The sequence below is a fragment of the Salibacterium salarium genome, assembly GCF_030813635.1.
GTDB classification, from domain to species: Bacteria; Bacillota; Bacilli; order Bacillales; family Marinococcaceae; genus Salibacterium; species Salibacterium salarium.
Genome location: NZ_JAUSUM010000002.1, coordinates 540,279 through 564,369, shown reverse-complemented (window position 1 = coordinate 564,369; position 24,091 = coordinate 540,279). Strand labels below are relative to the sequence as shown.

Sequence of the window (24,091 nt, the reverse complement as noted above, 5' to 3'; positions counted from 1 at the left end):
AAGAAGGCGTATATCATGACTCAAAGAGATAACTTACAAGATCCAACAAAAATAAAAAAGGTTCCTATTATGGCTGTATTATTAGTTGGAGCATTCGTTGCTATTTTAAACCAAACGTTACTTGCAACTGCTTTACCTCCAATTATGGAAGATTTAAATATAACAGAAAATACAGCCCAGTGGCTAACAACGATATTTATGCTTGTGAATGGTATCATGATACCCGTTACTGCCTTTTTAATTGAAACGTTTACAACACGAAAGTTATTTTTAACAGCCATTACTACATTTGCGATAGGTACTTTGATTTGTGCTTTAGCTCCTGATTTCCAAATTTTAATGGTAGGAAGAGTTGTTCAAGCTAGTGCTGCTGGTGTGATGATGCCATTAATGCAGACAGTCGTACTTCTTATCTTCCCTGTTGAAAAGCGGGGACAAGCGATGGGATTTTTAGGACTGGTTATCGCATTTGCACCAGCTATTGGTCCAACGTTATCTGGTTTTATGGTTGATCATTTTCACTGGAGAACGTTGTTTTATATTGTATTTCCAATCGCCGTTATTGATATATTCTTTGCGTACTACGTATTGAAGAACGTGACAGAACGCAGATTTCCAAAAGTAGATGTTTCTTCAATTATATTATCTACGTTAGGTTTTGGGGGGATTCTTTATGGATTCAGCAGTGCTGGAAACGAAGGCTGGGGCAGTTTTGGAGTAATCTTATCATTTATTATAGGCATTGTTTGTTTAGTCATCTTTACGTTCCGTCAATTAAAGCTCGAAGAACCTATTTTAGAAGTACGGGTGTTACGATATGGCATGTTTACCTTAACCACAGGTGTTGGAATGCTCGTATTCATGGCTATGATTGGAGCAGCGACAATTTTGCCGATTTATATGCAGAACATGCGTGACTTTACAGCTACAGAATCAGGTTTAATGATGCTGCCAGGTGCAGTACTCATGGGAATAATGTCGCCGATATCAGGAAGGATTTTTGACAAAATCGGAGCAAGATGGCTTGCTGTGATAGGACTTACGCTTGTAACTTTATCTAATGTGATGTATACAGATCTTACGACGTCAACGACATTCACTTATATGACAGTGTTATATGCTATGCGAATGCTTGGAGTGTCGATGGTTATGATGCCTGTTACAACAGCCGGTTTAAATGTACTTCCAAGGCATCTTATTCCTCACGGTACTGCCATGAACAATACGTTGAGACAAGTAGCTGGTTCTATAGGCACCGCTTTACTAGTTACTGTAATGACGACGATGACTTTGGGAGAACCACCGAACGTAAACGTCGAAGGCTTAATTCATGGTGTGAATATGGCATTTTGGGTAGCATCTATACTTGGTATTCTAGGACTTATTCTAAGTTTCTTTATCAAACACAAAAGTGTAGAATAAATAAAAAGAGACAGAGACCTGTATTTTTTGGTTTCTGTCTTTTAGTTTAAGACAGTAAGATAATTAGCCTTTGGCTTTTGTTCTAAAGAAAAGACTTGTTTGATGTGCCGTTACATTTTATAGTTTAAGAAAAGGAGTGGATGGTATTGGGGAAAGGTTTGACTGGAAAGCGAGTAATGATCGCAGCCTCAAGAAAAACAGAAGAAATGGAATCGCTAATAAATAAGCAAGGAGGAGAGGCCGTTGTTCGTCCGTTACAGGGGACGACGTTTTTAGCTGAAGAGGAGCTCAAATCGGATTTACAAAAAATTTTAGATGAACAACAAGACTGGTACGTATTTACAACAGGCATGGGGTTAAACTCTCTTATAGATGTTGCTGAAAAAATGGGAGAGAAAGAATTTTTTGAAAAAGGAATTCTAAGAGCTAATGTAGCAGCTCGTGGGTACAAAACGGCCAATGTTTTAAAAAACATCGGACTAACTCCTGATGCAAGAGATAGTGATGGGACAACTTCTGGATTAATAAGAGTTTTAGAAGATAAAAATTTTGATAACATGCACGTAACAGTCCAACTTCATGGCGTGAGAGCTCCAAAATTAACGGAATTTTTAAAATCAAAAGGAGCCGCTTCTGTTACAGAATTGTTGCCCTACAAACATATTGCACCGGAATCAAAGACATTGGAAGCCGTTCAAAGAGAAATACTTAGTCAAAGCTATGATGCTATTTGTTTTACAACACAAATGCAAGTTCATTCGTTGTTTCGTTATGCAAGGGAACAAAAATTTGATAAAGACCTTCGGGCAATGTTTGAAAAACATACCCTTGCAGTTGCTGTTGGTAAAGTTACAGCTGAAGCGTTATCTGAAGAGGGAATTAATCGATTTTTAACACCTGAAAATGAACGTATGGGAGCAATGATAGTTGAATTATCAAAATCATATATCTAAGGAAGACGGCCAGTCTTCCTTATGATTTATATTAGTGAAATCAAGACATTCATTTGAAAAAGACAGAAAATAGACGGACAGTTTTTCAATAAGTTGTTTCATACTTTTTTCATTTTGATCAAGTAGTTGTTCGATAATGGGAAGAGAAGAGCAGTGGTACACTCCATGAAGTGGCTGCTGTTTTTTTCTTGTCACAGGAATAAAAGCATCAAATTCTTCTGTTACAGTAGAAATCATTTTATGGACAAAATCAGGTTGAATAAATGGGACATCGGCAGGCAGGATGAAAAACCAGTCTGTCTTTTTTAATGTTTGCATTGCTGCGGCAAGTGCATTTAACGGACCTTCGTGCTTTGATTGCTCTATAATAAGAGGAATAACAGGAGAATCGTTTGTTGAGAAAGAAACGGATAGTTCTTGGTTCGTAACGATATAAATCGAAGATACTCCGCCTTGTATAAAAGCTTGAACACTATGTCTATAAAAGGGAATATCTTGGTAGGATTCAAATATCTTCTGTTTTCCGTACCGAGACGATTTCCCGCCAGCAAGTACAACACCGGTTATGTTCATTTTCACCTCTCCTTTAGTTAATCAGTATATGTACGAAGGAAAAACAACATTAAAAAAGATATAATCACAATAGATAAGACCCAGGCCCATGCTAGCTCCATATTTCCGGCCTCCATGGAAGTGAAAATAGCAATAGGAACAGTTTGAGTTAATCCCGGCAGATTTCCAGCAAACATAAATGTCGCTCCGAATTCTCCTAAAGCTCTAGTGAAACTAAGTATAATGCCTGAGACAATAGATCGAAAGCAAAGGGGGAGCGAAATGAAGAAAAACACATGCCATTCGTTTGCACCATCCGTTCTTGCCGCATGTTCTATATTCTCATCTACTTGGTTTAATCCCGTTTTTACTGATTGATACATAAATGGAAAGCCTACGACCGTTGCTGTAATAACCGCTGCAGTCCATGTGAACATAAGGGACTGTTGGAAAATAACCTCAATAAACTTTCCGATGAAACTTTGACTGCCAAATATAATTATAAGTAAAAAGCCGGTTACTGTGGGGGGCAATACGGTCGGAAGCAGAAAGATTGTTTCTAGAAATGTTTTACCAGGGAATGTTGACCGCGCCATACTTTTTCCAGCAAGAGTCCCTAATAAAATAATAATAACAAGTGCGACCAGAGCTGTTTCTAGAGATAATATAACTGGATTCCAAAAAGAGACCGTATATATCAATTTGACCCCACCTGCGCTTTAAAACCGTATTCTTCAGCAATGTTTTTAAATTCTTCGCTTTGGAAAAAATTAAATAGCGCTTGTACTTCGTCATTCTCTGCTCCTCTATTTGTCATTGCGGCAGGATAAATAATAGGAGAATGATAGTTATTGTCCACTTCTGTTGCAATGTTTACTTCATCAGATAACTTCGCATCTGTTTTATAAACGAAACCAGCGTCCACGTTCTCATTTTCAACATAGGTTAGTACTTGTCGAACATTTTTAGCTTGAATGAAATGGGGACTTACATCTTGAAAAACGTTAATGTTCTTCAACGTTTCTACAGCATACTTTCCTGCAGGAACACTTTCAGGTGTACCAATTGCAATTTTTTCGAACCTCTCATCAGTGATGTCTTCTACCTTTTCAATGTATGAATCATTGTTAACTGGTTCAATCAGAACAAGTTCATTTTGTAGAAAGTTTACCACGTTTTTTTCTTTCAATGTTCCATCTTCCAATAACGCATGTACCGTGTCTGTTGAAGCGGATAGATACAAATCAATAGGAGCACCTTGTGAAAGTTGTTGCTTTAGGGAACCTGAAGATCCGTAATTAAAAACAACATCCATCGTCGGGTGACGTGTCTCAATGATTGTTTCAACTTCCCCCATTACATCTTGAAGGCTACTCGCTGCTGAAATCCGAATAGTCATATCCTTGGTAGAGGAATCCTCGAAAAGAGAACAACCTGTGATAATAGAAAAGACAGCCATGATTTCTGTGAAATATAAAATCTTATTGGGGCGCATCACGATGAAGTACCTTCTTTCTATTCCTTTGTTTTATGTATAGAAAAAACCCTCCTTTAAGGAGGGGAGATGATTATTCTGACTTGTTTTTGTTGTTCATTTTGGATTTAAGTGCTTCTAGCTCATCATCCACGTCATTATTATCTAAAGCATCCAGCTCATCATCAAGTGATGTATTGGATCCTCTAAGTTCCTGGCTTGTTTCTGCCTCTGCTTCTAGTTCATTCACTTTATCTGACATACGGTCAAATCCAGCGGAAGCATTATCTGAACCAAAACCAGACATAGAATCGTTTATTTTCTTCTGAGCTTTAGCAGAACTGGCCCTTGCTTTTAGGGTTTCTTTTTTCGCTTTCATTTTTTCGTATTCTCTTTTCATATCTTGCAATTGATCACGCAGTTGTTGGCTCGACTGTTTTGCGTCTTCATAAGTAGAAGATAGGTCATCCATCGTTTGCTGGTGTTGATTTTTATCTTCTAATGCCCTTCTGGCAAGGTCTTCGTCTCCTTTTTCAATTGCTTTTTCTGCTTGGGATTGTCGTTTATCTCTCATTTCTTCGGCATCATCTAATTGTTTTTTAAATTTCTTCTCAATGCTTATCTGTTGAGCGACGCTCTTTTCTGCTTCCGTCATGTCTTTTTCCATATCAAGCAAATACTGATCCAATAATTTCTCCGGGTCTTCCGCTCGATCCAACAAAGCGTTCATATTGGAAAGTGTTACATCTTTTAGTCGTTTAAAAATACTCATCGAAATCCTCCTGAAACTCTATTTATATTTTTTAATACCTATTCAACTAGTATTTGTACACTTTACATTATACTTGATTTCTTGTTGTATTAAAATATTTTTAACTATTCAAATCCAACATTTATAATTTTTATATAAATCCTGTATTTTTACTTTTCATTTAGTTGTTTATCTCGTAAAATAAAAGTCGTGCGAAAACCATTATATTTCACTATATGACCGAAAGTGGATAGGTAATCCAAGAAATCATTTGTCTGTATATACATATAACGAGGGAAAAGGAGGAAACGTCGTGCCAAAAAAAGTAATAATCGGTTTTATTGTAACAGCCGTTCTACTTACCGGTTGTATCCCCTCAGGTGACTTTATAGCCGATACATATGATTTGGAAAATGTGATGGAAGACGATGCGAACAATGAATCGTATGTTTACCGTGCGGCGGGGGAAACCGTTCCTGAAGTGGCTCAAACCATTCAAGGAGAAGACGAACCAGAAGATATATCTGAAGAAGATGAAGAACGGATGTTTTTAGCTTATGAAGACCGGCTTGTACAAGTAATGGAAGATCCAGAGGAACAACAGGATACATTAGTAGAAGTGTCTGAAAAAGAATTTGTTGAGAACAATTATAGTCCCTCTATGCTTGAAACGTATGCAATGTTTCGTATAATTGGGGATCTATACAACATGGGAAATCAGAATAGAGATAGAGGATATGAAGGCTATGTTGGCACGGGAGGGAACTACCATCAAAATCCAGGAGAGCGAGGATCGAATCGCTCGGGATCTGTTAGTTCAACAAATAACCGTGGTGGCGGTCTAGGGACAGGAAAATAAATATACTTTTATCGAGGAGGAATTTATAATGGAATGGACAGTATTAATGGACTCAGTAAGATGGTTTGTTATTATTATGGCTATTATCTTTGTTGCCATGTTTATTTTTGAAAAGGTGACTAAATTCAAGGACATGGAAGAAATCAAAAACGGAAACATTGCTGTTTCACTTTCCGTTGCTGGTAAAATTTATGGATTGTCTTATATTATGAAGACATCCGCCGAATATGCTTTTTCGCTCACAGAAACGTTGACATGGGGATTGACCGGTTTTGTGTTTCTAATTATTGGTTATTTCTTATTTGAGTTTCTAACGCCGTCATTTAAAGTTGATGATGAACTTGCCAAAGATAATAAGGCGGTAGGAATTCTGTCACTTGCAATATCGATTGTTATTGCTCACGCGGTATCCATTGCTATCATCTAAAAAAGGGACGCGCAGCGTCCTTTTTCTTGTTTGCCGTTACAAATAATGGTAGAAAGGTAATTTTATGTTTGAAGTCTGGAAAAAACCGACACACTTGCTGTATATTTCGTCATTTATCGTGTCCATATGCGGAATCATTTATCAGATGTTATTAGGGGCTGCTGGTTCTTATCTCATGGGTAGCTCCATTTTATCCTACGCCATTGCCGTGGGAGGTAGTTTATCAGGGATGGGCGTAGGTGCTATCATTTCAGAACGAATGAAAAAGCATTTAATCGAACGCATCATCGGCATTGAATATATTATAGGTCCTGTAGGTGCTTCTTCCACACTTATTATTTACATGATGTTTTCGGTTGTTGGAAGTGATACGGCTTCCGTCTTCTTTTGCTTATTGATTTTTATATTAGGATGTCTCACGGGAATGGAACTTCCCATTCTCATCAGAGAAGCTGAAAAGCGTGGGGATGAATTAAAAAAAAGTGCAGCTCGTACGTTATTCAGTGACTATGCAGGTTCGCTGATTGGGACTTTAGGATTCGCCTTGCTGTTAAGTCCTTGGTTAGGTTATATTCAAACTGCTTTTTTTGTCGGCCTGATTAACGTTGCGATAGCATTTTGGCTTAGCTTAGCTTTTAGAAAAGAAATACAAAAACCAAGAAGCTCTCAAATAATAGGTATTATTTTACTAATTATATTGGGGTCTGGCTTTTTGTTTGGCAATAGTTACGCAGCATTACTGGAACAGCGTATGTATGATAATCCGGTCGTCATTAATGAGGATACACCTTATCAGAGGATTGTAGGAACCATTGCTCCAGGAGATTTTCGTTTTTATTTAAATGGGAATCTGCAGTTCGCAGAATCAGATGAATATCGTTACCATGAATCATTGGTTCATCCAGGAATGGGATTGTTACAACATCAACAAAAAGATGCAAATAATACGGAAGATGAGGGGGAGGAAACAGGAATCGATGTATTAATAATGGGAGGCGGGGATGGTTTAGCCATTCGAGAAATGATTCCTTATGACAACATTGATTCAATGAAGTTAGTTGACCTGGATCCAAAAGTTACAGAGTTGGCAAAATCCAATCCGCATTTGACCGATATCAATGAACATTCCCTAGAAGATGAACGTGTTTCCATCACTCATGGTGATGCTTTCTCATTTATAAAAGAAAGCGAAAAAACATATGACTTAATTTTATCAGATTTGCCTGACCCGAACAGTTTAGAATTAAGCAAGTTATATTCTAGGGAGTTATATGGATTAATGTATGACAGACTTGATGAAAATGGTGTAGCTGTTGTCCAATCCACAAGTCCCGTATTTGCAAGAAAATCGTATTGGACGATTTCTGAAACGATCAGAGGTGCTGGGTTTTATGTTGATAATTTTCATGTCGATATACCTTCATTTGGAAACTGGGGGTTCACGATAGCTACCAAAAAACCTTTTAATGTAAGTGATATAAACATTCCAGAACAAGCTGACACAAAATATCTACATACAGATATGGTTTCAAGTTTATTTCAGTTTGGGAAAGATGAAACAAAAGCAATAGACGGCTTTTCTTATCAGGAAAATACAATCAATCATCCGGTTTTGGCTGATTTGTATAATAAAGCGTGGAGATTTTATTAAAACCGCAAACGTTTGTGTTTGCGGTTTTTATATAGGAAAGGGTTTTGTATTCTCGTTAGCTATTTTTTAGAATTTTTTCGTAAGTCTCTTGGTCGCATATTACAGCTAGTTTCGTATCTTTTGAGATAGATGTATCCCAGCCTTTTGTTATGAAGGACTTGTCATCTGCGATTAATATAGCTTCTTGTTTTTCCAAATCATCCCGAGCTTCGCGATATGTATGCCACTTTTCTTTTTTTGGTATTAAATGAAGATCATCACCATATTGTTTACTCAACAATTGCATAAAAAAGGTGCTGGACCCATGATATTCCGTTGATTTTGCAATCAGATTGGAAATCGATTGATATGATGGAATGCATTCATTAATGCCAGCCCGCAAAAAAAGTTCCTCGTGCTTATCAGACATAATTTCAGCTATGGTGTAAATAGAAGTTCCATGTTTTTCACCGTATTGCTCAATGGTTGATGCAACTAGATATGTCCTCCCGTCTGCTAAATCCAAATCATCAATATCGTGAGGAGCGAAAATCCCTACGGTTTTGGCCTCTGTTATGTTTGCGTTTTTTAATGTTTGTTCGTCTGTTGCACTTCCTTTCACAAAATGAAAACGTTCATGCTGATATGGTGACTTTTGTAAGTTTCGGTCAATCAATACAACATGGTTTGTTTCATTGGTTAAAAGTTCTTCTACTGCACTTACCGTTTTTCCATTTGCCCAGCCAATAAAAACGGTGTGATTCGCTTCTTTAAATGGCACTCTACCTTCCTCCTTCGCTTGTTTGTAATGAAGTATCGAATCAAATATTTTTGAAATGACAACTCCTATAATACCGATACCGACTGGATACACAAACAGCATCGTAAACCACTGCCCACCGGTAGTAACTGGAGAAATATCTCCATATCCTACGGTTGTAGATGTAGTCATTACCCACCACAAAGCATTCATGAAATCAAACGTTTCTGGTTCGATGGATTGAATACCAAAAACGGAGACTGCGATGAAAAGCAACGTAAAAATGGCAAGAGACCAGTATCCTATGTTTATCGCTTTTTCGTATAATTGCCTTAGTATATACATTGTGACACTCCTTGTTCGTCCAAAATCTCACCATCTCCACGTTTTAGTAACTTTCGTTGAACGGACGTTGGAGATAAATAATCTATCATATAGGTGATAGAAGCGTCTGAGTTAATCGAATCACCGCATGTATAACAATCCATCCCGCAAAACCCTTTTTCCGGATACGTGTGAAGACTCATGTGAGACTCTGATAACATAGCTAGAATCGTAATCCCTTGAGGATGAAAACGATGGGATTGAATAGAAAGAATGGTAGCCCCTGAACGAAATATCGCTTGTTTGATATGATGTATTAAGGTTTGCTCATCATTAAGAAGAGAAAATGAACAGCCCCATAAGTCAGCGATGTCATGTTTTCCTTCCGTCGTATATGGCATCTATTGAACTCTCCTTTGTTTCAGTCTAAAATAACAAAAAGAAAAACTCGCACTTTATTTTACCATTCCATTGGTCTGTTATCTATTAATTTAAACAAAAAGATGGAATATGCTATAATAGCAGGAAGAAAAAGGAGGATAACGAATGGGAGTAATGGCACGTGTTAAAGAAATATTTCGATCGAGAAATGTAGATAAAGAAAAGGAAAAGGAAACACGGTCTATTCAGACTCTAGCCTTAAATGATATCGTCACTTTTGATTTAGAAGATTACATTGTTGTCGGAAAAATCACATACAAAGACAGCGATTGGGAGTGGACAGTTTATCACCTAGAAGGAGAAAGGAATAACCGCTGGCTATCATTAGAAGAGGATGACGAATGGATAATCGGTATATACGATAAGAGCAGTACTCCTATTGAGGAACCAAATAGCCGTACTTTGACTTATGAAGGGACAGAGTTTCAACTTCAGGAACACGGCACAGCAAAAATAACAGAAGTGGAAGGAAGCGTGGGGGCTTCGGTAAATCAAACGGTACAATACTGGGATATGGTGGATAAAGAAACACAGGAAAAGTTATTATCGATTGAAAAATGGGGAGGGAGTTTAGAGGCCAGTGTTGGCCAGGAAATAACGGAAAAAGAAATATCTATTATAGCTGGAACGTAAAAATAGGGCTGCCCCAAAAGTTGATTGAAGCGGTTTGGAGGCAGCCCTGTTTTATGTAGAACAATCTATAACTGTACATTTCTTTGTAGGAATATACAAAATTATCTATTTTTTAAACTGAAGTTTTAGTATGATTTTGTTATGTGAAAAACTATAGGAGGGGTAACGTGAGAAAAAAATGGTTGGCCATATTTCTTAGTATCCTCCTTTTTTTAATTATACAATCAAATGTAAAAACAACTTATGCGATGTTACAACTGGATGAAGAGCAGACATCATATGATATGACACACGAGATGGAGCTGCTCGAAGATGCTGATGGAATTTTATCAATAAATGACGTTGTCGCATCCACTGATAATTTTGCTCAAAACAAAAGTGGGATTCCTAATTTTGGGTATACCGAGTCAGATTATTGGATTCATTTTCAGTTAAATAATACCTCTTCGCTAGAAGAATGGGTGCTTGAAATAGAATATCCGCCTCACGATTCCATCACACTGTTTGAGCAAAGAGAAGATGGTTCTTTTATGCAAAGAGAATCAGGAGATCATCTACCGTTTGAAAAACGAGATATAAACCATCGGAATTTTGCATTTGAACTCGACATACCTAAAGGAGAAATCAATTCTTATTATATAAAAATAGATAGTCAAGGTTCCATGCAACTTCCACTTAAGTTGTGGGAAGAAGATACTTTTTCAGAGAAAAGTCAAACCGAATATATTATTCTGGGAATATATTATGGTTTGGCAGCTGTTATGATTCTATATAATCTTTTCTTATTTTTTTCTCTTCGTCTTCGTAGTTACATATGGTATGTCTTATTTATTTTTAGTCTTGTCTTGACGCATTTAACGTTGAATGGACTAGCCTTCCAGTTTTTATGGCCGGAGAGTATGTGGTGGAATAATCGAGCTATCGTGTTTTTTATTGCAGCATCTCAAGGATTAGCATTATTGTTTGTAAAAAGTTTCTTAAATACGAAAGTTCATACTCCGAAAATGAACAAGTTTTTCAGCGTGTTTGCTGTAATCCAACTTATTATTCTTATGATTTTAATGGTAAGTTATGAAAATGCATTAAACTTGGCGATCGGTTCGTCTGTATTGTTGGTCATCAGCGTCTTGATGACAGCCGGACTTTGTTGGAAACGAGGGTACCGACCGGCTCGATATTTTTTCGTTGGATGGGTCATTTTTTTAATAGGGGTGTTAATCTCATCTTTGGCTGATGCAGGCATTATTCCGATTACATTTTATACAAAGTATGCTTCTCAAATGGGATCAGCATTGGAGATTGTTTTATTTTCGTTAGCTTTGGCTGATAAATTTAATGTATTGCGAACAGAGAAAGAGCGTGCTGAACGTAAGTCTAGGGAAAGTCAAGAGGAAGCAGTAAAGCAATTAAAAAGAGCAAATAGCTTAAAAGATGAATTTTTAGCTAATACATCTCACGAATTACGAACTCCTTTAAATGGTATTATCGGAATTGCTGAATCGATGTACGATGCTGAAGCTAATAGGATGAGCCCACCGCATAAAAATAATTTGTCTATGATTATTAGAAGCGGTAAACGGTTGTCTCATCTTGTGAACGACCTGCTGGACTTTTCCAAATTAAAACATAAAGATATAGAACTTGAACGAAAACCTGTTCAGTTGAATGATGCCGTACAAGTAGTGTTGTCTATATCTGAACCATTTGTAAAAAACAAAGATGTAACATTGATAAATAATCTTCCCGGGGATTTGCCTTTTGTTTTAGCAGATGAAAATAGATTGCAACAAATTTTGTACAATCTCATTGGAAATGCTATTAAATTTACAGATGTCGGTTCGATCACCGTCTCTGCATATTCAATCACAGAATATGTCATAGTGAAGGTGAAAGACACGGGAGTTGGAATGACAGCTGAAGACAAAGCATCGATGTTTTGCGAATTTGAACAAGGACAAGCCGCCAAAAATCAACAACAAGGTGGGACTGGTCTTGGTCTTAGCATCACAAAAAAATTAGTAGAGTTACATGGAGGTGACATTTCAGTTGAATCAGAACTGTCTAAAGGAACAACTGTTCATGTACAACTTCCGACGTCCACAGAATCGAAGGCAGCACCATCATCTGTAAACGTTCCATTGTACGAAGAGATAGGTGGGCTATCTGTAGATTATACAGCAGCATCTGTTGTAGAAGCTGGAAAAGGAAGAATCTTAATTGCTGATGATGAACCTGTCAATATTCAAGTGTTATGGAATCAACTTACACAAGAAGGATATGAAGTTACTACAGCTTATGATGGGGAGGAAGTATTACAACGTATTGATGCTGAAGAAACTTTTGACTTAATTATACTTGATGTTATGATGCCAAAAAAGTCAGGGTATGAAGTGAGTCAAACGTTAAGGGAACACTATACATTGACAGAACTGCCAATACTGATTCTTACAGCACGTAATCAATTAGAAGATATTGTAACAGCTTTTTCCGCTGGAGCAAATGATTATTTGTCCAAACCTTGTTATAAAGAAGAATTGCTAGCTCGTGTCCATACACTACTTACATTAGAGCAAGTCATGGAGGAAGCAGTGGAACAAAAAGAAAATTTACATGATGTCAATGAACAACTTGCATCGTTAAATAAAGAGTTAGAAAATCGTGTGAAGGACAGAACGACAGAATTAGAACGTAAAACAAATGAGTTATTAAAGATGGAGAAGTCACGACGTCATCTATTATCTAACATCTCACACGAATTAGGTACACCAATGACTTCTTTACAAGGGTATGTGAAAGCTATGATGGATGGAATTATTTCATCAGATGATGCTAACTATCTTAGCTTAATATATAAAAAAGTGTTGTTTATTGACCGTTTGATCCAAGATCTATATGATCTTTCTAAGTTAGAAGCACGCCAAGTTAGTTTTTGGTGGAAAAAAATATCTGTTAAACAGTTTATTTATGAGTTCCTTTTGCCATTTAGAACAGAAGCAGAAAGTCATCACCTCTGGTTTTCACTAGAAAATAACTATGATTACCCTGCTTATCAGGAGGTTCTTTCTGTAGATACAGATCGTTTAGAGCAGGTGATAACAAACATAATTTATAATGCTATGAAACACTCAGATGGCGAAGCAGCTCAATTGCAAATTACTGTCACTCCATCCACAATCTTTTTCTCTCACGAAGAAAAGTATTATACTAAGGACAAGGATTACTCGAAGGAGCAGTATTTAGAGAGTGATCATCGTAACCTTATTATCGGGGTGCATGACAACGGTAATGGAATAGCTTCAGATTCTCTCCCTTTTATTTTTGATCGTTTTTTTCGTGGGGAATCGTCAAGGACAACAAATGACGGCAGTACAGGTCTTGGTTTGGCCATTTCAAAAGAAATTATCGAATACCATGGAGGAGAAATATGGGCGGAAAGTGTGAAAGGAAAAGGAAGTTCATTTTACATCGCCCTTCCTCTTTATACCGATGATAAAAAATAAATACAAGTCAATGTAAACGGATTGTTTTTGGAGGGACATGTGATGGATACTGCTAAAACAGTATTAGTAGTGGAAGATGAGGAAGATATTAGAAATTTAATTGTGCTTTATTTACAAAATAAATATAAGGTTCTTACTGCAAATGATGGTTTATCGGCTTTAACAGTTATCAAAGAACATCAACCAGATTTAATTTTATTAGACATTCTTCTTCCGGGTATGAATGGCATGAATGTGTGTATGAAGTTACGAGAAACTGATGTAAAAACCCCGGTTTTGTTTTTAAGTGCGAAACGAGACTTTGAAGATAAAATTCAAGGATTGGAATTAGGAGCAGATGATTATATAACAAAACCTTTTGATCCTGGAGAATTAATGGCAAGAATTCAAGCTCATTTACGTCGAACCAACACAAATGTCGTTCAACAACATTCTAAAGAAAACGTGCTGATGCTTGGCGATTTAGAAATTGATATGAATAGTTATTCCGTCACTCAAAACGGTCAACCACTCCATTTGTTTACAAAAGAAATGCAATTGTTATTAATGCTAGCTCAAAACCCAAATCAAGTGTTCAGTACAGAACAATTGTATGACAGCGTATGGGGAACAGACAGATTTGGGGACCTCAAAACAGTCTCCGTTCATATAAGCAATTTGCGAAAAAAAATAGAAAAAAATCCAGCAAAGCCGCAACATATTATTACGGTTAGAGGATTTGGATACAAATTTTCAAGAACATAGTTAGAATTATTTTCAATATTTTTTCTTTATTTTACCTCATTTTAACCTCTTTCTTATATCCTAGTGTATGTGAACATGGAACTAGCAAGAGCAGACCGAATTATAGGAATTATAACTCGGAGGGGATTAAAGTGAGTCGAATGAATAAAGTAGACGAATTGGATAGAGAATGGGTGGAATTAATGAAGATGGCAAAGGATTTGGGTATTTCTAAGGAAGAGATACAAGTTTTCCTTCAAAAAAACGGAACCACTAACAATCGTTCTGCAGCAAATTAAAGCGCATCCCACATGTCCAGTCCCTTTTTTAAAACCTTATTTTTATAGGGTTTTTTATTTTGACCATTTTAAAAAGGGAAGATACCGAAACAAAATGTCAAAATAAGTAGCAAACTGAGCTTGGTCGATTTTCCCTAGCTCAGTTTTTCCTTTATACGTTGATCTATTATTTTTATCATGGCATTGCAACTATTTTCTTCACAGGTCGTATAATGAAATAGTAAGAAAAACGAAAGGAGAGAATGCGAAAATGGGCTTATCGCTGAATCAAGTAACGAAAACGTTTTCGGGAACTCCTGCTGTTCAAGATCTTTCGTTGGAGATACCGGAGGGCGAAATTTTTGGTTTGCTTGGAGCAAATGGAGCAGGTAAAACAACGACGTTTCGAATCATTATCGGATTACTTGAAGCATCATCAGGAAAGGTGCTTTGGCAAGGGAAAAAAATTAATTATCATGAAAATAATATTATCGGGTACTTGCCTGAAGAAAGAGGATTATATCCAAAATTAAAAGTGAACGAACAGTTGACTTATCTTGGTAGATTAAGAGGAATGAAAAAAACAGACATTAACCATGAGATTACACGTTGGTTAGAGCGTTTTAATGTTCCTGAATATAGGAATAAGCGAGTAGAAGAGTTGTCCAAAGGGAATCAACAAAAAATTCAATTTATTTCAGCTGTTCTTCATAAACCTAAACTTCTTATTCTAGATGAACCCTTTTCGGGATTGGATCCTGTCAATGTAGAACTGCTCAAACAAGCAGTCATTGAATTAAAAGAAAACGGAACTAGCATTGTTTTTTCGTCGCACCGCATGGAACACGTAGAGGAATTGTGTGAATATCTATGTATTTTAGAAAAAGGGAAACCGATTGTACAAGGAAAGTTAGCAGAAATTAAACGTTCATTCGGAAAGAAGAATCTTCGCATTCATGCTGATTTTAGTCTAGCTTATTTAGAAAAAATGAATGGTGTCCTAAAGTATCAGCCTATGACAAATGGATGTTCCTTACAAATTATCCAAGAAGACGTAGCAAAACAGGTTTTTGATACTCTTCAATATAAAGGTTTTGTACGAAAATTTGAATTAGAAGAACCTTCTCTTAATGATATATTTATTGAGAAAGCGGGGACGTCTTATGAATAAATTTGGTATTATCGTTGCACATACTTACTTGTCTCGTCTTAAGACAAAATCGTTTTTAATTACAACGGCGCTGACTATTGCCCTTATATTCTTAGCTGGAAATATTCAATCGATAATGAATTTGTTTGAAGGAAACGACAATGAAGTTGTTGCAGTAAAAGATGATTCAAACGAAATTTTTGCTGATTTAAAGCAGCAAATAGATACAATAGAGCATCCATTAGAACTTGAAAAATTTTCAGGGTCCAACGAGTCAGCTATGAATAAAGTACATGAAGGAGAGTATGAAGGGTATTTACATGTTTCAATAACGAATGGTCTGCCAGAAGGGCATTATTATTCGCTGCAAGGAAACCCATCCTCTATTACTAGTACCATACAACAAGGAATGCAGCCTATAAAATTAAAAATGGCTGCCGATAGTGCTGGCGTAGACCCATCAACAGTAGAATCGATTACTTCCCCTGTATCCTTTGAAACAACAGCTCTAGAAGCTGATACTAAATCAGCGGCAGAAATGGATAGCGCGAGGGGACTTGTTTATGTCATGTTGTTTCTACTATATATATCTGTGATTATGTATGGAAATATGATTGCCTTGGATGTTGCCATTGAAAAGTCATCTCGAGTAATGGAAATTTTGGTTTCCAGTGTTCCTGCTATCACCCAAATGTTTGCGAAAATAGTAGGAATTGCACTTCTTGGGTTCACTCAATTTTTAACAATCATTTTGGTTGCCTATTTTGTTATTCAGTCTAAACAGGAGGAATTAACAGGAGGTGTATTTGAATATTTTGGGTTGCAAGGTGCCACGGCCTCCACGTTCATTTATGCTTTAATCTTCTTTTTACTGGGGTATTTACTTTATGCTACGCTATCGGCTATGCTCGGTTCATTAGTAAGTCGTACCGAAGATGTCAATCAATTAATGGCACCGGTCATTTATTTGATAATGATAGCGTTTTTCGTAGCAATATATGGATTGAGTTCTCCCGACAGTACCATTGTTACGGTTACATCGTTTATTCCATTTTTCACGCCGATGATTATGTTTTTACGAGTAACCATGTTACATGTACCTATTTGGGAAATCGCACTTTCTTTTGGACTTATGATTGCTGTGATAGTTATTTTAGCTGTTATTGGCGGAAAAGTGTATAAAGGCGGGGTACTGATGTATGGAAAATCTAATTCATTAAAAGATTTGACAAAAGCATTGCAGCTATCTAAAAAAGAATGAATATCAGCTCCGAAAGAGGATACCTTCCTCTTTCTTTTTGTTTAGAAGAAAAGCTGTTAAAATAAAGATCGGTGAAAGAAAGGAAGTGAAGCATGTGCAATATAAAAGATTAGGTAACAGCGGTGCTTTGGTGTCAGAACTAGCCCTTGGAACCATGACGTTTGGAAAAGGAACGTCCGAAGAAGAATCGATTCGAATGATGCACCAATTTCTTGATGAAGGTGGTAACTTCATTGATACTGCGGATACATATGTTGGAGGCAAATCCGAAGAAATTGTTGGCAAAGCATTAAAAGATAGACGTTCGGAAGTGGTATTGGCAACAAAAGTAAGAATGAAAGTCGGGGAAACACCTAATGACGTAGGTTATTCACGTAAACGTGTCATGGATGGAGTAGAACAAAGTCTGCGACGTTTGAAGACAGATTATATTGATCTGTATCAATTGCATGTATGGGATCATTTAACTCCGATAGAGGAAACGCTCCGTACTCTTGATGATTTGATTCGTTCTGGAAAAGTGCGGTATATAGGATGTTCTAACTTTTTGGCCTGGCAATTGATGAAATCTCTCTCAGTTAGTGAGAGAAAACAATATGCTCCTTTCATTACGATTCAATCGCAGTATAGTTTGTTGCACAGAGAATTAGACCGCGAAGTGCTTTCATTATGTAACGAGGAAGGTATTGGATTACTTCCTTGGGCCCCACTTGGCGGAGGATTTTTAACTGGAAAATATAGTAGCTTTCAAAGACCTAATGAGAACTGGAGATTGGCGACAGCCGGACCCGGGGAGTACGTATGGGAAAATAAAGCGCTCAAACGTAATTTCGTTATTCTTGAAAAAGTGAAAGAAATTGCAAACGATATAGGGAAAACTCCTGCTCAAGTATCGTTGAATTGGCTATTAGAAACAAAAGGGGTTACCGCTCCAATTTTTGGGGCACGTACGTTAGAGCAGTACGAAGAAAATATGGGGGCTATCGGCTGGTCTTTAAGTGAAGAACACAAAAATCAGCTTGAAGAAGTCAGCGCTTTACCTCCAGAATATCCAAATCGTTTTATTGAAAAATTTAGGCGCCAATTATAGTAGAAGAAAAATGAGAGGGGCCAAACCCTTCTCATTCTTTATCTACCCACATTGTTATCAAAGGTCCGTTTTCTCCATATACAGGGTCGTTATCAGGTAATGGCACATTCTTAATTTCCTCAAGAACTTCAGGACGTTCGCTCGGATCACCTGTCTTTAGATTATAATTTGATCCGCCAGGATACGCCCCGACAACTTCAAACTCAAAGCTTGAACTCATTTCTTTATGACCTGTTCCTGCTGGAAGTACAACAACATCTCCTGTTTTTAAATCAAAAGTTGTTCCTTTCTTGCCGCCTATTTTTAATTTTATTTTCCCGTTAATAATTCCCAATACTTCGTGGGCGTTACTATGATAATGGTGATAATCGAAAACACCGCCGGCCCAACTGTTGGTCCAGTTATTTTGTTTAAATGTTTCGCGGCATTCATCGGGGTTTTCAGCAAATGCACCCGAATAAAGTAATACAGGAAGTTCTTGGTTATTGGGAATTTTCCCATCATCCGTAAAAATCATATCCGTTATTTGAGCTTGTTTCATAAAAATCGTTCCTCCTTTCTGATACATACGAAATAACTAGTCGCTTAAGGCTATATCCTTTTTGTTGATATATCAAACCATTATTGTTATTTCTTCATTTCTTTTGTTACAACCATTGCTAAGTCATCGTTTCCAAACAAGGACAGGACACCGAGTAAAGTATCGTTCGCGATATCTTCAGATTCTTCTTTTGGTACCGTTAATTCAACTGCTTCTTTCAACATCGGATTAGCAGTTTGGTTTGGATATGCTTTTTTATACAATTCATTTGGATCAAGCTCTTGATTCACGCACCATTGTGCAAATACCATAATCATCATCTTTTCATCTTGCTGGTAACTTTCGATAATTTTGTCTTTCATCTCATTTTCATTCATATTGTAGTTCTCCTTTTGACTATGATTGTCTCTATCATAACAATAAACAAAAAGCACAAACCAGGTTATCATAATTTTGCATATCTTGCAGCATAGTACAAAGAGGGAGGGATTATATTTGCAACACATATGGCGACGATTTTTCATTATTTTGTTAATTTATTTTTCTGTTTTTGCGTTTATAAATGAAGCGGAGGCATTACCCTCTTATGATCAAGTGAAATCATTGGATGTATATTTTTTTGACGTCGGGCATGGAGATAGTACTTTGCTTGTCTCTGATGACAAAAAAACAGCGATGTTAATTGATGGAGGACGTCCAGATAAAGGAGAAATGATTGTTAAAACGTTGAAACAAGCAGGAATCGAAGAGTTAGAATGGGTGGTTGCTACACATCCTGATTTGGATCATATCGGTGGATTAATAGATGTATTAGACGAATTAGAAGTGGAAAATGTATTAGACAGTGGAAGAACACATACGACAAACACATATAAGGAATATATAAAGACAATAAAAGAACAGAACATTAACTTTTTTGTAGCCGAAGAAGGAGAAAATCTTCAGACTTCCGTAGCTGACGTGAAAATTTTGAATGGATATTCGGATAGTAAAGTTCAAAATGAATCTTCGATTGTCCTGCATGTGACGTATAAAGGGGATTCCTTGTTGCTTACAGGGGATGCTACGGTAGAAACAGAAAAAGACATGATGAGTGATTACTCCGTAGAGGCTGATGTATTAAAAGTCGCCCATCACGGTTCAGCTACTTCGAGCAATGATTCATTTATACAAGCGGTTCATCCTCAAATGGCTATCCTGCCGTTTGATAAAAAAAATGAATTCGGTCATCCTAATGCGGAAGTAGTAAAACGGTTGCGTCGATCTGGTGCTTCCCTTTATAGTACACACCAATCTGGGCCGGTTTACATTGCTTTAACTGGGGTCGGTTTACACACATTCAACAGCATATGGAAAGGTAATGGAGAATTATATCCAAAAGCGACTCCCAAAATCAAACCCTCTTCACCAAATAAAGATGAATTAGAGTCGTCGATTTTCATTAATGGAGCGACTGTCGAAGAGTTGCAGCAACTTCCCGATATTGGTCCTATGGTTGCCTATTTCATTGTGGAATATCGCACAAAGCATGGAACGTTTAAAAAAGCAGAAGATTTATTAAAGGTAAATGGTATTGGGAGGGCGACTCTTGAAAAAATAAGACCTCATATTATCGCATAAGTAAAGGAAGAAGCAGTGGCTCCTTCCTTTAACCCATTTCCTGTTCATTGGTTACAAATAATTGTTGTATGCTTTGAACAGCTTGTTTGGAATCAGTTCCGACTGCCCGAAGTGTTATGAATTCTGATGGTTTTAGAAAAGAAGATAAACCTAATATACTTTTTCCATTTACGGTTTTACTGTTTGACTCAAGGACGATATAACTTTCGTATTGATTCGCCTGTTTTGCAACGGTCATCAACTTATCAAAAAATGACTTCTCTTCTAGATGAATGGTAGCGGTGGTTTCCATATTGTCGTTCATTTTCATCCATCCTTTCCCCTGGTTGGTAAGATAATGATTATTCGCGCGTATATAACCAAAAGAGAGCAAAGAAAAGCAGCCTACCGTTTACATCAGAATAACCTCCTTACATCAAAACATACTTAAGACCATATGAGAAAAGTAGTTATCCTAGAACTTAGATTCAATCATTATTGTTTGGTTTGAATAAAGTATAAAAGAAAAAAAGTAAGGTTTCTATATCTTTGTTAGAAAATATACTTCATTTGTTTAAGAGATGTTAGATAATAAACACCGTGTATAAAAGTGAGAAAATAGGTTACTTTTAAAGATATAACCTAGCAAGGAGGAACGATTAGTAATGGCTAAAATAGGAGTAGAAGAAACCTTAACTGATATTAGACAGCAGTTACAAAATCAAGGGCATGAGATTGTTGACTTAAGACAAGAGCAAGACAGCAACGGTTGTGATTGTTGCGTTATTTCTGGTCAAGACCAAAATATGATGAACATTCAAAACACAGCACTACAAGGAAGTGTTATTAATGCACATGGATTTAATTCAAATGAAGTCTGTGATCAAGTAGAACAGAAATTAGCTCAACAATAATTTGTAAAACATCTGGCCAAGTGAATGATGGCTGGATGTTTTTAAATTTTGTATACTGTACGTTATAGAAATAATATTTAAACAGGGAGGGTTATTAGTAATGCAAGAATTAAGAGATAGTGATGATTGGAAAAGTGTGTTAAAGCTCTCTGAGAGTAGGCCTGTCATAATTCTTAAACATAGTACGACTTGTCCAATAAGTGCGGGAGCATGGGAAGAATTTCATCATTTTGCGGATGATAATAATTCGAAAGAGAGTGATTTTTTTTATGTCAAAGTGATTGAATCTCGATCGTTATCCAACCAAATAGCTGAAGATTTAAATATCAAACATGAGTCTCCTCAAGCCATATTAATTCAAGATAAGTCATCTGTTTGGAATACGTCTCATTCAAGTATAACCAATGAACAGCTAACCGAAAATTTAATAGCAACTTTATAGTAAATTGTTCTTGCTTTATTTTTGAAACCATGCTAAACTTAACTAACTTAAGATTGTTCGTGCTTCTTAAAGTAAGAAAAAGGTAAAATCCTATTTCGTCTTAACATCAAGTGGAGCAAGTTTTAAGAATACAGATTGTGTGCGTGTAGCATACAAGGAGGAATTGTAACATGGAACAAGGTACAGTTAAGTGGTTTAACGCAGAAAAAGGATTTGGTTTTATTGAGCGCGAAGGAGCAGATGATGTATTTGTACACTTCTCCGCTATTCAAGACGAGGGATTTAAAACTTTAGATGAAGGTCAAAGCGTTTCTTTTGAGGTAGTCGAAGGACAACGTGGACCACAAGCTTCTAACGTTCAAAAGTAATAATCAAAACCGCCATTCGTTGGCGGTTTTTTATTTGCAATATAAACGTATAATTAATATTTTACATTCCTGTAGGAAGGGAAAAAATGATATGATACGTAGGGAAGAAAATCGGGAGGAGTTTTTCTAATGAGCAAAGACAAGGTATTGCTTATAGATGGTATGGCTTTACTGTTTCGTGGTTTTTTTGCCACTTCTATATATGGTAATTTCATGTACAATGACAAAGGGATTCCGACAAATGCGGTTAATGGATTTATAAAATACTTCTTAAATGCTTTGGATACATTTCAACCGACACATGTCATTTGTTGTTGGGATATGGGAAGTAAAACGTTTCGAACGAGACTTTTTCCTGAATATAAAGCGAATCGGTCACAACCTCCTGAAGAGTTAATACCGCAATTCGATATGGCTAAAGAAGCCATGGATGGTTTTGAAGTACCGAACGTAGGTGTCGAAGATTTTGAAGCAGATGATTGTATTGGAACGTTAGCAGACCAATTAGCACCACAGTCTTCTGTATATATACTCAGCGGAGATCAAGATTTATTGCAGCTGATTGATGAAAATATAACCATTGCTATTATGAAAAAGGGAAGAGGAAATTACCAACTATATGATGAAACGAACCTTTTTGAGCATAAAGGTTGTACGGCTAGGCAAATGATAGATATGAAAGGGTTAATGGGAGATTCGAGTGATAATTATCCAGGTGTGAAAGGTATTGGAGAAAAGACAGCCTTGAAGCTTTTAAAAGAATACGAAACGGTGGAAGAACTGCTTGCGAATATGAATAACTTATCACCTGGGTTGAAAAAGAAGCTCGAAGCAGGGCAGGAAATGCTGCATTTATCGAGGCAATTGGCTGAAATACGTATAGATGCTCCCGTTAAGTATTCGTTTGAAGAAGCAATCTGGACAGCGAAAGAGGAAAAAGCAATAAACAGTCTTGGGAATATGGGGATAAAAATATCTCTACAAGATCTTTATAGTAATCAAGAAACAGCAGAAAGCGGGTAAGTGATGATAAAACCAGGTACGATTCAAACATGGAACATTAAAAACGAAACGGCTGACACTTTCACATTAACTCAGCAAAACGACCACATAGATCTTCCTGTCCGTAATACGACAAGACACTTAGAGGTAGGAGAAGATGTGCGCGTTTTTATTTACACCGACAAACTAGGAAAACCACAAGCAACGATGACACTGCCGGAGGTAACAAAAGATTCTTTCGGTTTTGCCCCTGTAGTTAATGTTGTGCCAAGCTTAGGAGTATTTTTAGACATCGGGGCACCAAAAGATCTACTCGTCTCAAAAGATGATTTACCTTATTTAAGAGAGATGTGGCCGCAGCTGGACGATCAGTTATATAGCACATTGATACAAGATAAACAAGGTCGTCTTTTTGCGAAACCGGCAACAGAAGATGTGATTATGGATCAAGCGGAAGATGCCCCAGCCTCATTAAAAAACCAAACGATAACAGGTTTTGTATACCGAGTAGGAAAAGTAGGTTCTTTTATTTGGACAACAGATAAATACCGAGCTTTTCTGCACGAGAGTGAACGAACTAGGGAACCAAGGTTAGGAGAAGCGGTAGAGGCAAGAGTGATTGACGTCAAAGAGGATGGCACGATAAATGTTTCATTTCGTCCAAACAAATTAGAAAGTATGGACAAGGATTCCCATGCCATTTTATTGAAACTTACGAGAAATCAAGGGGAATTACCATTTAGTGACAAAAGTGATCCTGAAGACATAAAAGAGACGTTTGAAATCAGCAAAGCAGCTTTCAAACGCGCGCTTGGCCGCTTAATGAAACAGGATATTGTGGAACAGACGAAGGAAGGTACCATAAAAATGAAAGACTAACCTCTGGATTCTTACCAGAGGTTTTTATTTTAGTTAGTCAAGACTCTGCAGGCCGCACGTCCTAAGCAGTTTAACGGCTATCTGCAGAATCTTCATCGTCAAAATTACATAAAGTATT

General features: G+C 36.9%; 27 protein-coding genes. 18 read left to right on the top strand and 9 right to left on the bottom strand.

Annotation, left to right across the window (positions count from 1 at the left end; all coding sequences use genetic code 11):
- Positions 1 to 15 precede the first annotated feature (15 nt).
- Together J2S78_RS08645 and J2S78_RS08640 are read left to right on the top strand one after the other, a co-directional pair.
- The gene (locus J2S78_RS08645; protein WP_306897827.1) at positions 16 to 1,422 is read left to right on the top strand and encodes an MDR family MFS transporter; all 1,407 of its coding nucleotides are present in this window, start codon (positions 16 to 18) and stop codon (positions 1,420 to 1,422) included.
- Between the two features lie 146 nt (positions 1,423 to 1,568).
- Positions 1,569 to 2,375, top strand: coding sequence for a uroporphyrinogen-III synthase (locus J2S78_RS08640; protein WP_306897824.1), 807 nt, complete (start codon positions 1,569 to 1,571; stop codon positions 2,373 to 2,375).
- Here the strand turns inward: J2S78_RS08640 and J2S78_RS08635 are convergent.
- The 4 genes from J2S78_RS08635 to J2S78_RS08620 all read right to left on the bottom strand — a co-directional run bounded on the left by J2S78_RS08635 (position 2,364) and on the right by J2S78_RS08620 (position 5,173).
- A complete protein-coding gene (locus J2S78_RS08635) occupies positions 2,364 to 2,948 on the bottom strand; it encodes a molybdenum cofactor guanylyltransferase (protein ID WP_306897822.1) in 585 nt (194 codons plus the stop codon). The two genes, J2S78_RS08640 and J2S78_RS08635, sit on opposite strands and share 12 nt — an antisense overlap.
- A 17-nt stretch (positions 2,949 to 2,965) precedes the next feature.
- On the bottom strand, positions 2,966 to 3,628 hold the full coding sequence (modB, locus tag J2S78_RS08630; RefSeq protein ID WP_306897819.1) for a molybdate ABC transporter permease subunit: 663 nt from the start codon (positions 3,626 to 3,628) through the stop codon (positions 2,966 to 2,968).
- Complete coding sequence (modA, locus tag J2S78_RS08625; protein WP_306898762.1) at positions 3,625 to 4,422, bottom strand: molybdate ABC transporter substrate-binding protein; 798 nt, start codon at positions 4,420 to 4,422, stop codon at positions 3,625 to 3,627. Before modA ends, modB begins: the two co-directional genes overlap by 4 nt.
- 73 nt (positions 4,423 to 4,495) lie before the next feature.
- Entirely contained in the window at positions 4,496 to 5,173 is a 678-nt protein-coding gene (locus tag J2S78_RS08620) for a PspA/IM30 family protein (protein WP_306897817.1), read from the bottom strand.
- A gap of 292 nt (positions 5,174 to 5,465) precedes the next feature.
- Between J2S78_RS08620 and J2S78_RS08615 the strand changes: the two genes are divergently transcribed.
- The 3 genes from J2S78_RS08615 to J2S78_RS08605 all read left to right on the top strand — a co-directional run bounded on the left by J2S78_RS08615 (position 5,466) and on the right by J2S78_RS08605 (position 8,089).
- Entirely contained in the window at positions 5,466 to 6,011 is a 546-nt protein-coding gene (locus J2S78_RS08615; RefSeq protein ID WP_306897814.1) for a DUF4247 domain-containing protein, read from the top strand.
- A gap of 28 nt (positions 6,012 to 6,039) precedes the next feature.
- Entirely contained in the window at positions 6,040 to 6,438 is a 399-nt protein-coding gene (locus tag J2S78_RS08610) for a DUF350 domain-containing protein (RefSeq protein WP_306897812.1), read from the top strand.
- 64 nt (positions 6,439 to 6,502) lie between these two features.
- Entirely contained in the window at positions 6,503 to 8,089 is a 1,587-nt protein-coding gene (locus J2S78_RS08605; protein WP_306897811.1) for a polyamine aminopropyltransferase, read from the top strand.
- A 55-nt stretch (positions 8,090 to 8,144) separates the two neighbouring features.
- Here J2S78_RS08605 and J2S78_RS08600 read toward each other — a convergent pair whose 3' ends face one another.
- The gene (locus J2S78_RS08600; RefSeq protein ID WP_306897809.1) at positions 8,145 to 9,173 is read right to left on the bottom strand and encodes a potassium channel family protein; all 1,029 of its coding nucleotides are present in this window, start codon (positions 9,171 to 9,173) and stop codon (positions 8,145 to 8,147) included.
- Positions 9,161 to 9,553 (bottom strand): adenosylmethionine decarboxylase, encoded by a 393-nt coding sequence (speD, locus tag J2S78_RS08595; RefSeq protein ID WP_306897807.1) that lies wholly within the window; start codon positions 9,551 to 9,553, stop codon positions 9,161 to 9,163. The genes J2S78_RS08600 and speD overlap by 13 nt, the downstream gene beginning before the upstream one ends.
- A gap of 145 nt (positions 9,554 to 9,698) precedes the next feature.
- On the opposite strand from speD, the gene J2S78_RS08590 reads away from it, so the two are divergent.
- The 7 genes from J2S78_RS08590 to J2S78_RS08560 all read left to right on the top strand — a co-directional run bounded on the left by J2S78_RS08590 (position 9,699) and on the right by J2S78_RS08560 (position 18,228).
- On the top strand, positions 9,699 to 10,226 hold the full coding sequence (locus J2S78_RS08590; RefSeq protein ID WP_306897806.1) for a DUF4178 domain-containing protein: 528 nt from the start codon (positions 9,699 to 9,701) through the stop codon (positions 10,224 to 10,226).
- A gap of 167 nt (positions 10,227 to 10,393) precedes the next feature.
- Positions 10,394 to 13,726: an ATP-binding protein gene (locus tag J2S78_RS08585; RefSeq protein ID WP_306897804.1), complete on the top strand. Its 3,333-nt coding sequence runs from the start codon at positions 10,394 to 10,396 to the stop codon at positions 13,724 to 13,726.
- A 42-nt stretch (positions 13,727 to 13,768) separates the two neighbouring features.
- Positions 13,769 to 14,470 (top strand): response regulator transcription factor, encoded by a 702-nt coding sequence (locus J2S78_RS08580; protein ID WP_306897802.1) that lies wholly within the window; start codon positions 13,769 to 13,771, stop codon positions 14,468 to 14,470.
- Positions 14,471 to 14,610: 140 nt separating this feature from the next.
- Complete coding sequence (locus tag J2S78_RS08575) at positions 14,611 to 14,748, top strand: anti-repressor SinI family protein (RefSeq protein WP_306898761.1); 138 nt, start codon at positions 14,611 to 14,613, stop codon at positions 14,746 to 14,748.
- Positions 14,749 to 14,998: 250 nt separating this feature from the next.
- Positions 14,999 to 15,898 carry an ABC transporter ATP-binding protein gene (locus J2S78_RS08570; RefSeq protein ID WP_306897801.1) on the top strand — a complete coding sequence of 300 codons (900 nt, stop codon included), beginning with the start codon at positions 14,999 to 15,001 and terminating at the stop codon, positions 15,896 to 15,898.
- Entirely contained in the window at positions 15,891 to 17,138 is a 1,248-nt protein-coding gene (locus tag J2S78_RS08565; protein ID WP_306897799.1) for an ABC transporter permease, read from the top strand. The genes J2S78_RS08570 and J2S78_RS08565 overlap by 8 nt, the downstream gene beginning before the upstream one ends.
- Positions 17,139 to 17,232: 94 nt before the next feature.
- Positions 17,233 to 18,228, top strand: coding sequence for an aldo/keto reductase (locus J2S78_RS08560; RefSeq protein ID WP_306897797.1), 996 nt, complete (start codon positions 17,233 to 17,235; stop codon positions 18,226 to 18,228).
- Between the two features lie 31 nt (positions 18,229 to 18,259).
- Here J2S78_RS08560 and J2S78_RS08555 read toward each other — a convergent pair whose 3' ends face one another.
- Both J2S78_RS08555 and yxiS read right to left on the bottom strand, forming a co-directional pair.
- Positions 18,260 to 18,769: a cupin domain-containing protein gene (locus J2S78_RS08555; protein ID WP_306897796.1), complete on the bottom strand. Its 510-nt coding sequence runs from the start codon at positions 18,767 to 18,769 to the stop codon at positions 18,260 to 18,262.
- An 86-nt stretch (positions 18,770 to 18,855) separates the two neighbouring features.
- The gene (gene yxiS / locus J2S78_RS08550) at positions 18,856 to 19,146 is read right to left on the bottom strand and encodes a protein YxiS (protein WP_306897795.1); all 291 of its coding nucleotides are present in this window, start codon (positions 19,144 to 19,146) and stop codon (positions 18,856 to 18,858) included.
- A 118-nt stretch (positions 19,147 to 19,264) separates the two neighbouring features.
- Between yxiS and J2S78_RS08545 the strand changes: the two genes are divergently transcribed.
- The gene (locus J2S78_RS08545) at positions 19,265 to 20,389 is read left to right on the top strand and encodes a helix-hairpin-helix domain-containing protein (RefSeq protein WP_306897793.1); all 1,125 of its coding nucleotides are present in this window, start codon (positions 19,265 to 19,267) and stop codon (positions 20,387 to 20,389) included.
- A gap of 28 nt (positions 20,390 to 20,417) precedes the next feature.
- Here J2S78_RS08545 and J2S78_RS08540 read toward each other — a convergent pair whose 3' ends face one another.
- A complete protein-coding gene (locus J2S78_RS08540; RefSeq protein ID WP_185819578.1) occupies positions 20,418 to 20,693 on the bottom strand; it encodes an HPr family phosphocarrier protein in 276 nt (91 codons plus the stop codon).
- Positions 20,694 to 21,033: 340 nt separating this feature from the next.
- On the opposite strand from J2S78_RS08540, the gene J2S78_RS08535 reads away from it, so the two are divergent.
- The 5 genes from J2S78_RS08535 to J2S78_RS08515 all read left to right on the top strand — a co-directional run bounded on the left by J2S78_RS08535 (position 21,034) and on the right by J2S78_RS08515 (position 23,973).
- The gene (locus J2S78_RS08535; RefSeq protein ID WP_306897789.1) at positions 21,034 to 21,282 is read left to right on the top strand and encodes a YkuS family protein; all 249 of its coding nucleotides are present in this window, start codon (positions 21,034 to 21,036) and stop codon (positions 21,280 to 21,282) included.
- A 100-nt stretch (positions 21,283 to 21,382) separates the two neighbouring features.
- Positions 21,383 to 21,724: a bacillithiol system redox-active protein YtxJ gene (gene ytxJ, locus J2S78_RS08530; protein WP_306897787.1), complete on the top strand. Its 342-nt coding sequence runs from the start codon at positions 21,383 to 21,385 to the stop codon at positions 21,722 to 21,724.
- 170 nt (positions 21,725 to 21,894) lie between these two features.
- Entirely contained in the window at positions 21,895 to 22,092 is a 198-nt protein-coding gene (locus J2S78_RS08525; protein ID WP_026700837.1) for a cold-shock protein, read from the top strand.
- Between the two features lie 129 nt (positions 22,093 to 22,221).
- The gene (locus tag J2S78_RS08520) at positions 22,222 to 23,115 is read left to right on the top strand and encodes a 5'-3' exonuclease (protein ID WP_306897782.1); all 894 of its coding nucleotides are present in this window, start codon (positions 22,222 to 22,224) and stop codon (positions 23,113 to 23,115) included.
- Positions 23,116 to 23,118: 3 nt separating this feature from the next.
- Entirely contained in the window at positions 23,119 to 23,973 is an 855-nt protein-coding gene (locus J2S78_RS08515; protein ID WP_306897780.1) for a CvfB family protein, read from the top strand.
- Positions 23,974 to 24,091 lie beyond the last annotated feature (118 nt).

Coding starts and splice junctions, on each gene's coding strand:
- J2S78_RS08590 (WP_306897806.1), top strand. CDS start 9,699: ATGGGAGTAATGGCACGTGTTAAAGAAATATTTCGATCGAGAAATGTA.
- J2S78_RS08610 (WP_306897812.1), top strand. CDS start 6,040: ATGGAATGGACAGTATTAATGGACTCAGTAAGATGGTTTGTTATTATT.
- J2S78_RS08555 (WP_306897796.1), bottom strand. CDS start 18,769: ATGAAACAAGCTCAAATAACGGATATGATTTTTACGGATGATGGGAAA.
- J2S78_RS08575 (WP_306898761.1), top strand. CDS start 14,611: ATGAATAAAGTAGACGAATTGGATAGAGAATGGGTGGAATTAATGAAG.
- J2S78_RS08600 (WP_306897809.1), bottom strand. CDS start 9,173: ATGTATATACTAAGGCAATTATACGAAAAAGCGATAAACATAGGATAC.
- J2S78_RS08605 (WP_306897811.1), top strand. CDS start 6,503: ATGTTTGAAGTCTGGAAAAAACCGACACACTTGCTGTATATTTCGTCA.
- J2S78_RS08540 (WP_185819578.1), bottom strand. CDS start 20,693: ATGAACGACAATATGGAAACCACCGCTACCATTCATCTAGAAGAGAAG.
- speD (WP_306897807.1), bottom strand. CDS start 9,553: ATGCCATATACGACGGAAGGAAAACATGACATCGCTGACTTATGGGGC.
- J2S78_RS08520 (WP_306897782.1), top strand. CDS start 22,222: ATGAGCAAAGACAAGGTATTGCTTATAGATGGTATGGCTTTACTGTTT.
- J2S78_RS08645 (WP_306897827.1), top strand. CDS start 16: ATGACTCAAAGAGATAACTTACAAGATCCAACAAAAATAAAAAAGGTT.
- J2S78_RS08620 (WP_306897817.1), bottom strand. CDS start 5,173: ATGAGTATTTTTAAACGACTAAAAGATGTAACACTTTCCAATATGAAC.
- J2S78_RS08580 (WP_306897802.1), top strand. CDS start 13,769: ATGGATACTGCTAAAACAGTATTAGTAGTGGAAGATGAGGAAGATATT.
- ytxJ (WP_306897787.1), top strand. CDS start 21,383: ATGCAAGAATTAAGAGATAGTGATGATTGGAAAAGTGTGTTAAAGCTC.
- J2S78_RS08635 (WP_306897822.1), bottom strand. CDS start 2,948: ATGAACATAACCGGTGTTGTACTTGCTGGCGGGAAATCGTCTCGGTAC.
- J2S78_RS08525 (WP_026700837.1), top strand. CDS start 21,895: ATGGAACAAGGTACAGTTAAGTGGTTTAACGCAGAAAAAGGATTTGGT.
- yxiS (WP_306897795.1), bottom strand. CDS start 19,146: ATGAATGAAAATGAGATGAAAGACAAAATTATCGAAAGTTACCAGCAA.
- J2S78_RS08515 (WP_306897780.1), top strand. CDS start 23,119: ATGATAAAACCAGGTACGATTCAAACATGGAACATTAAAAACGAAACG.
- J2S78_RS08535 (WP_306897789.1), top strand. CDS start 21,034: ATGGCTAAAATAGGAGTAGAAGAAACCTTAACTGATATTAGACAGCAG.
- J2S78_RS08570 (WP_306897801.1), top strand. CDS start 14,999: ATGGGCTTATCGCTGAATCAAGTAACGAAAACGTTTTCGGGAACTCCT.
- J2S78_RS08565 (WP_306897799.1), top strand. CDS start 15,891: ATGAATAAATTTGGTATTATCGTTGCACATACTTACTTGTCTCGTCTT.
- modA (WP_306898762.1), bottom strand. CDS start 4,422: ATGCGCCCCAATAAGATTTTATATTTCACAGAAATCATGGCTGTCTTT.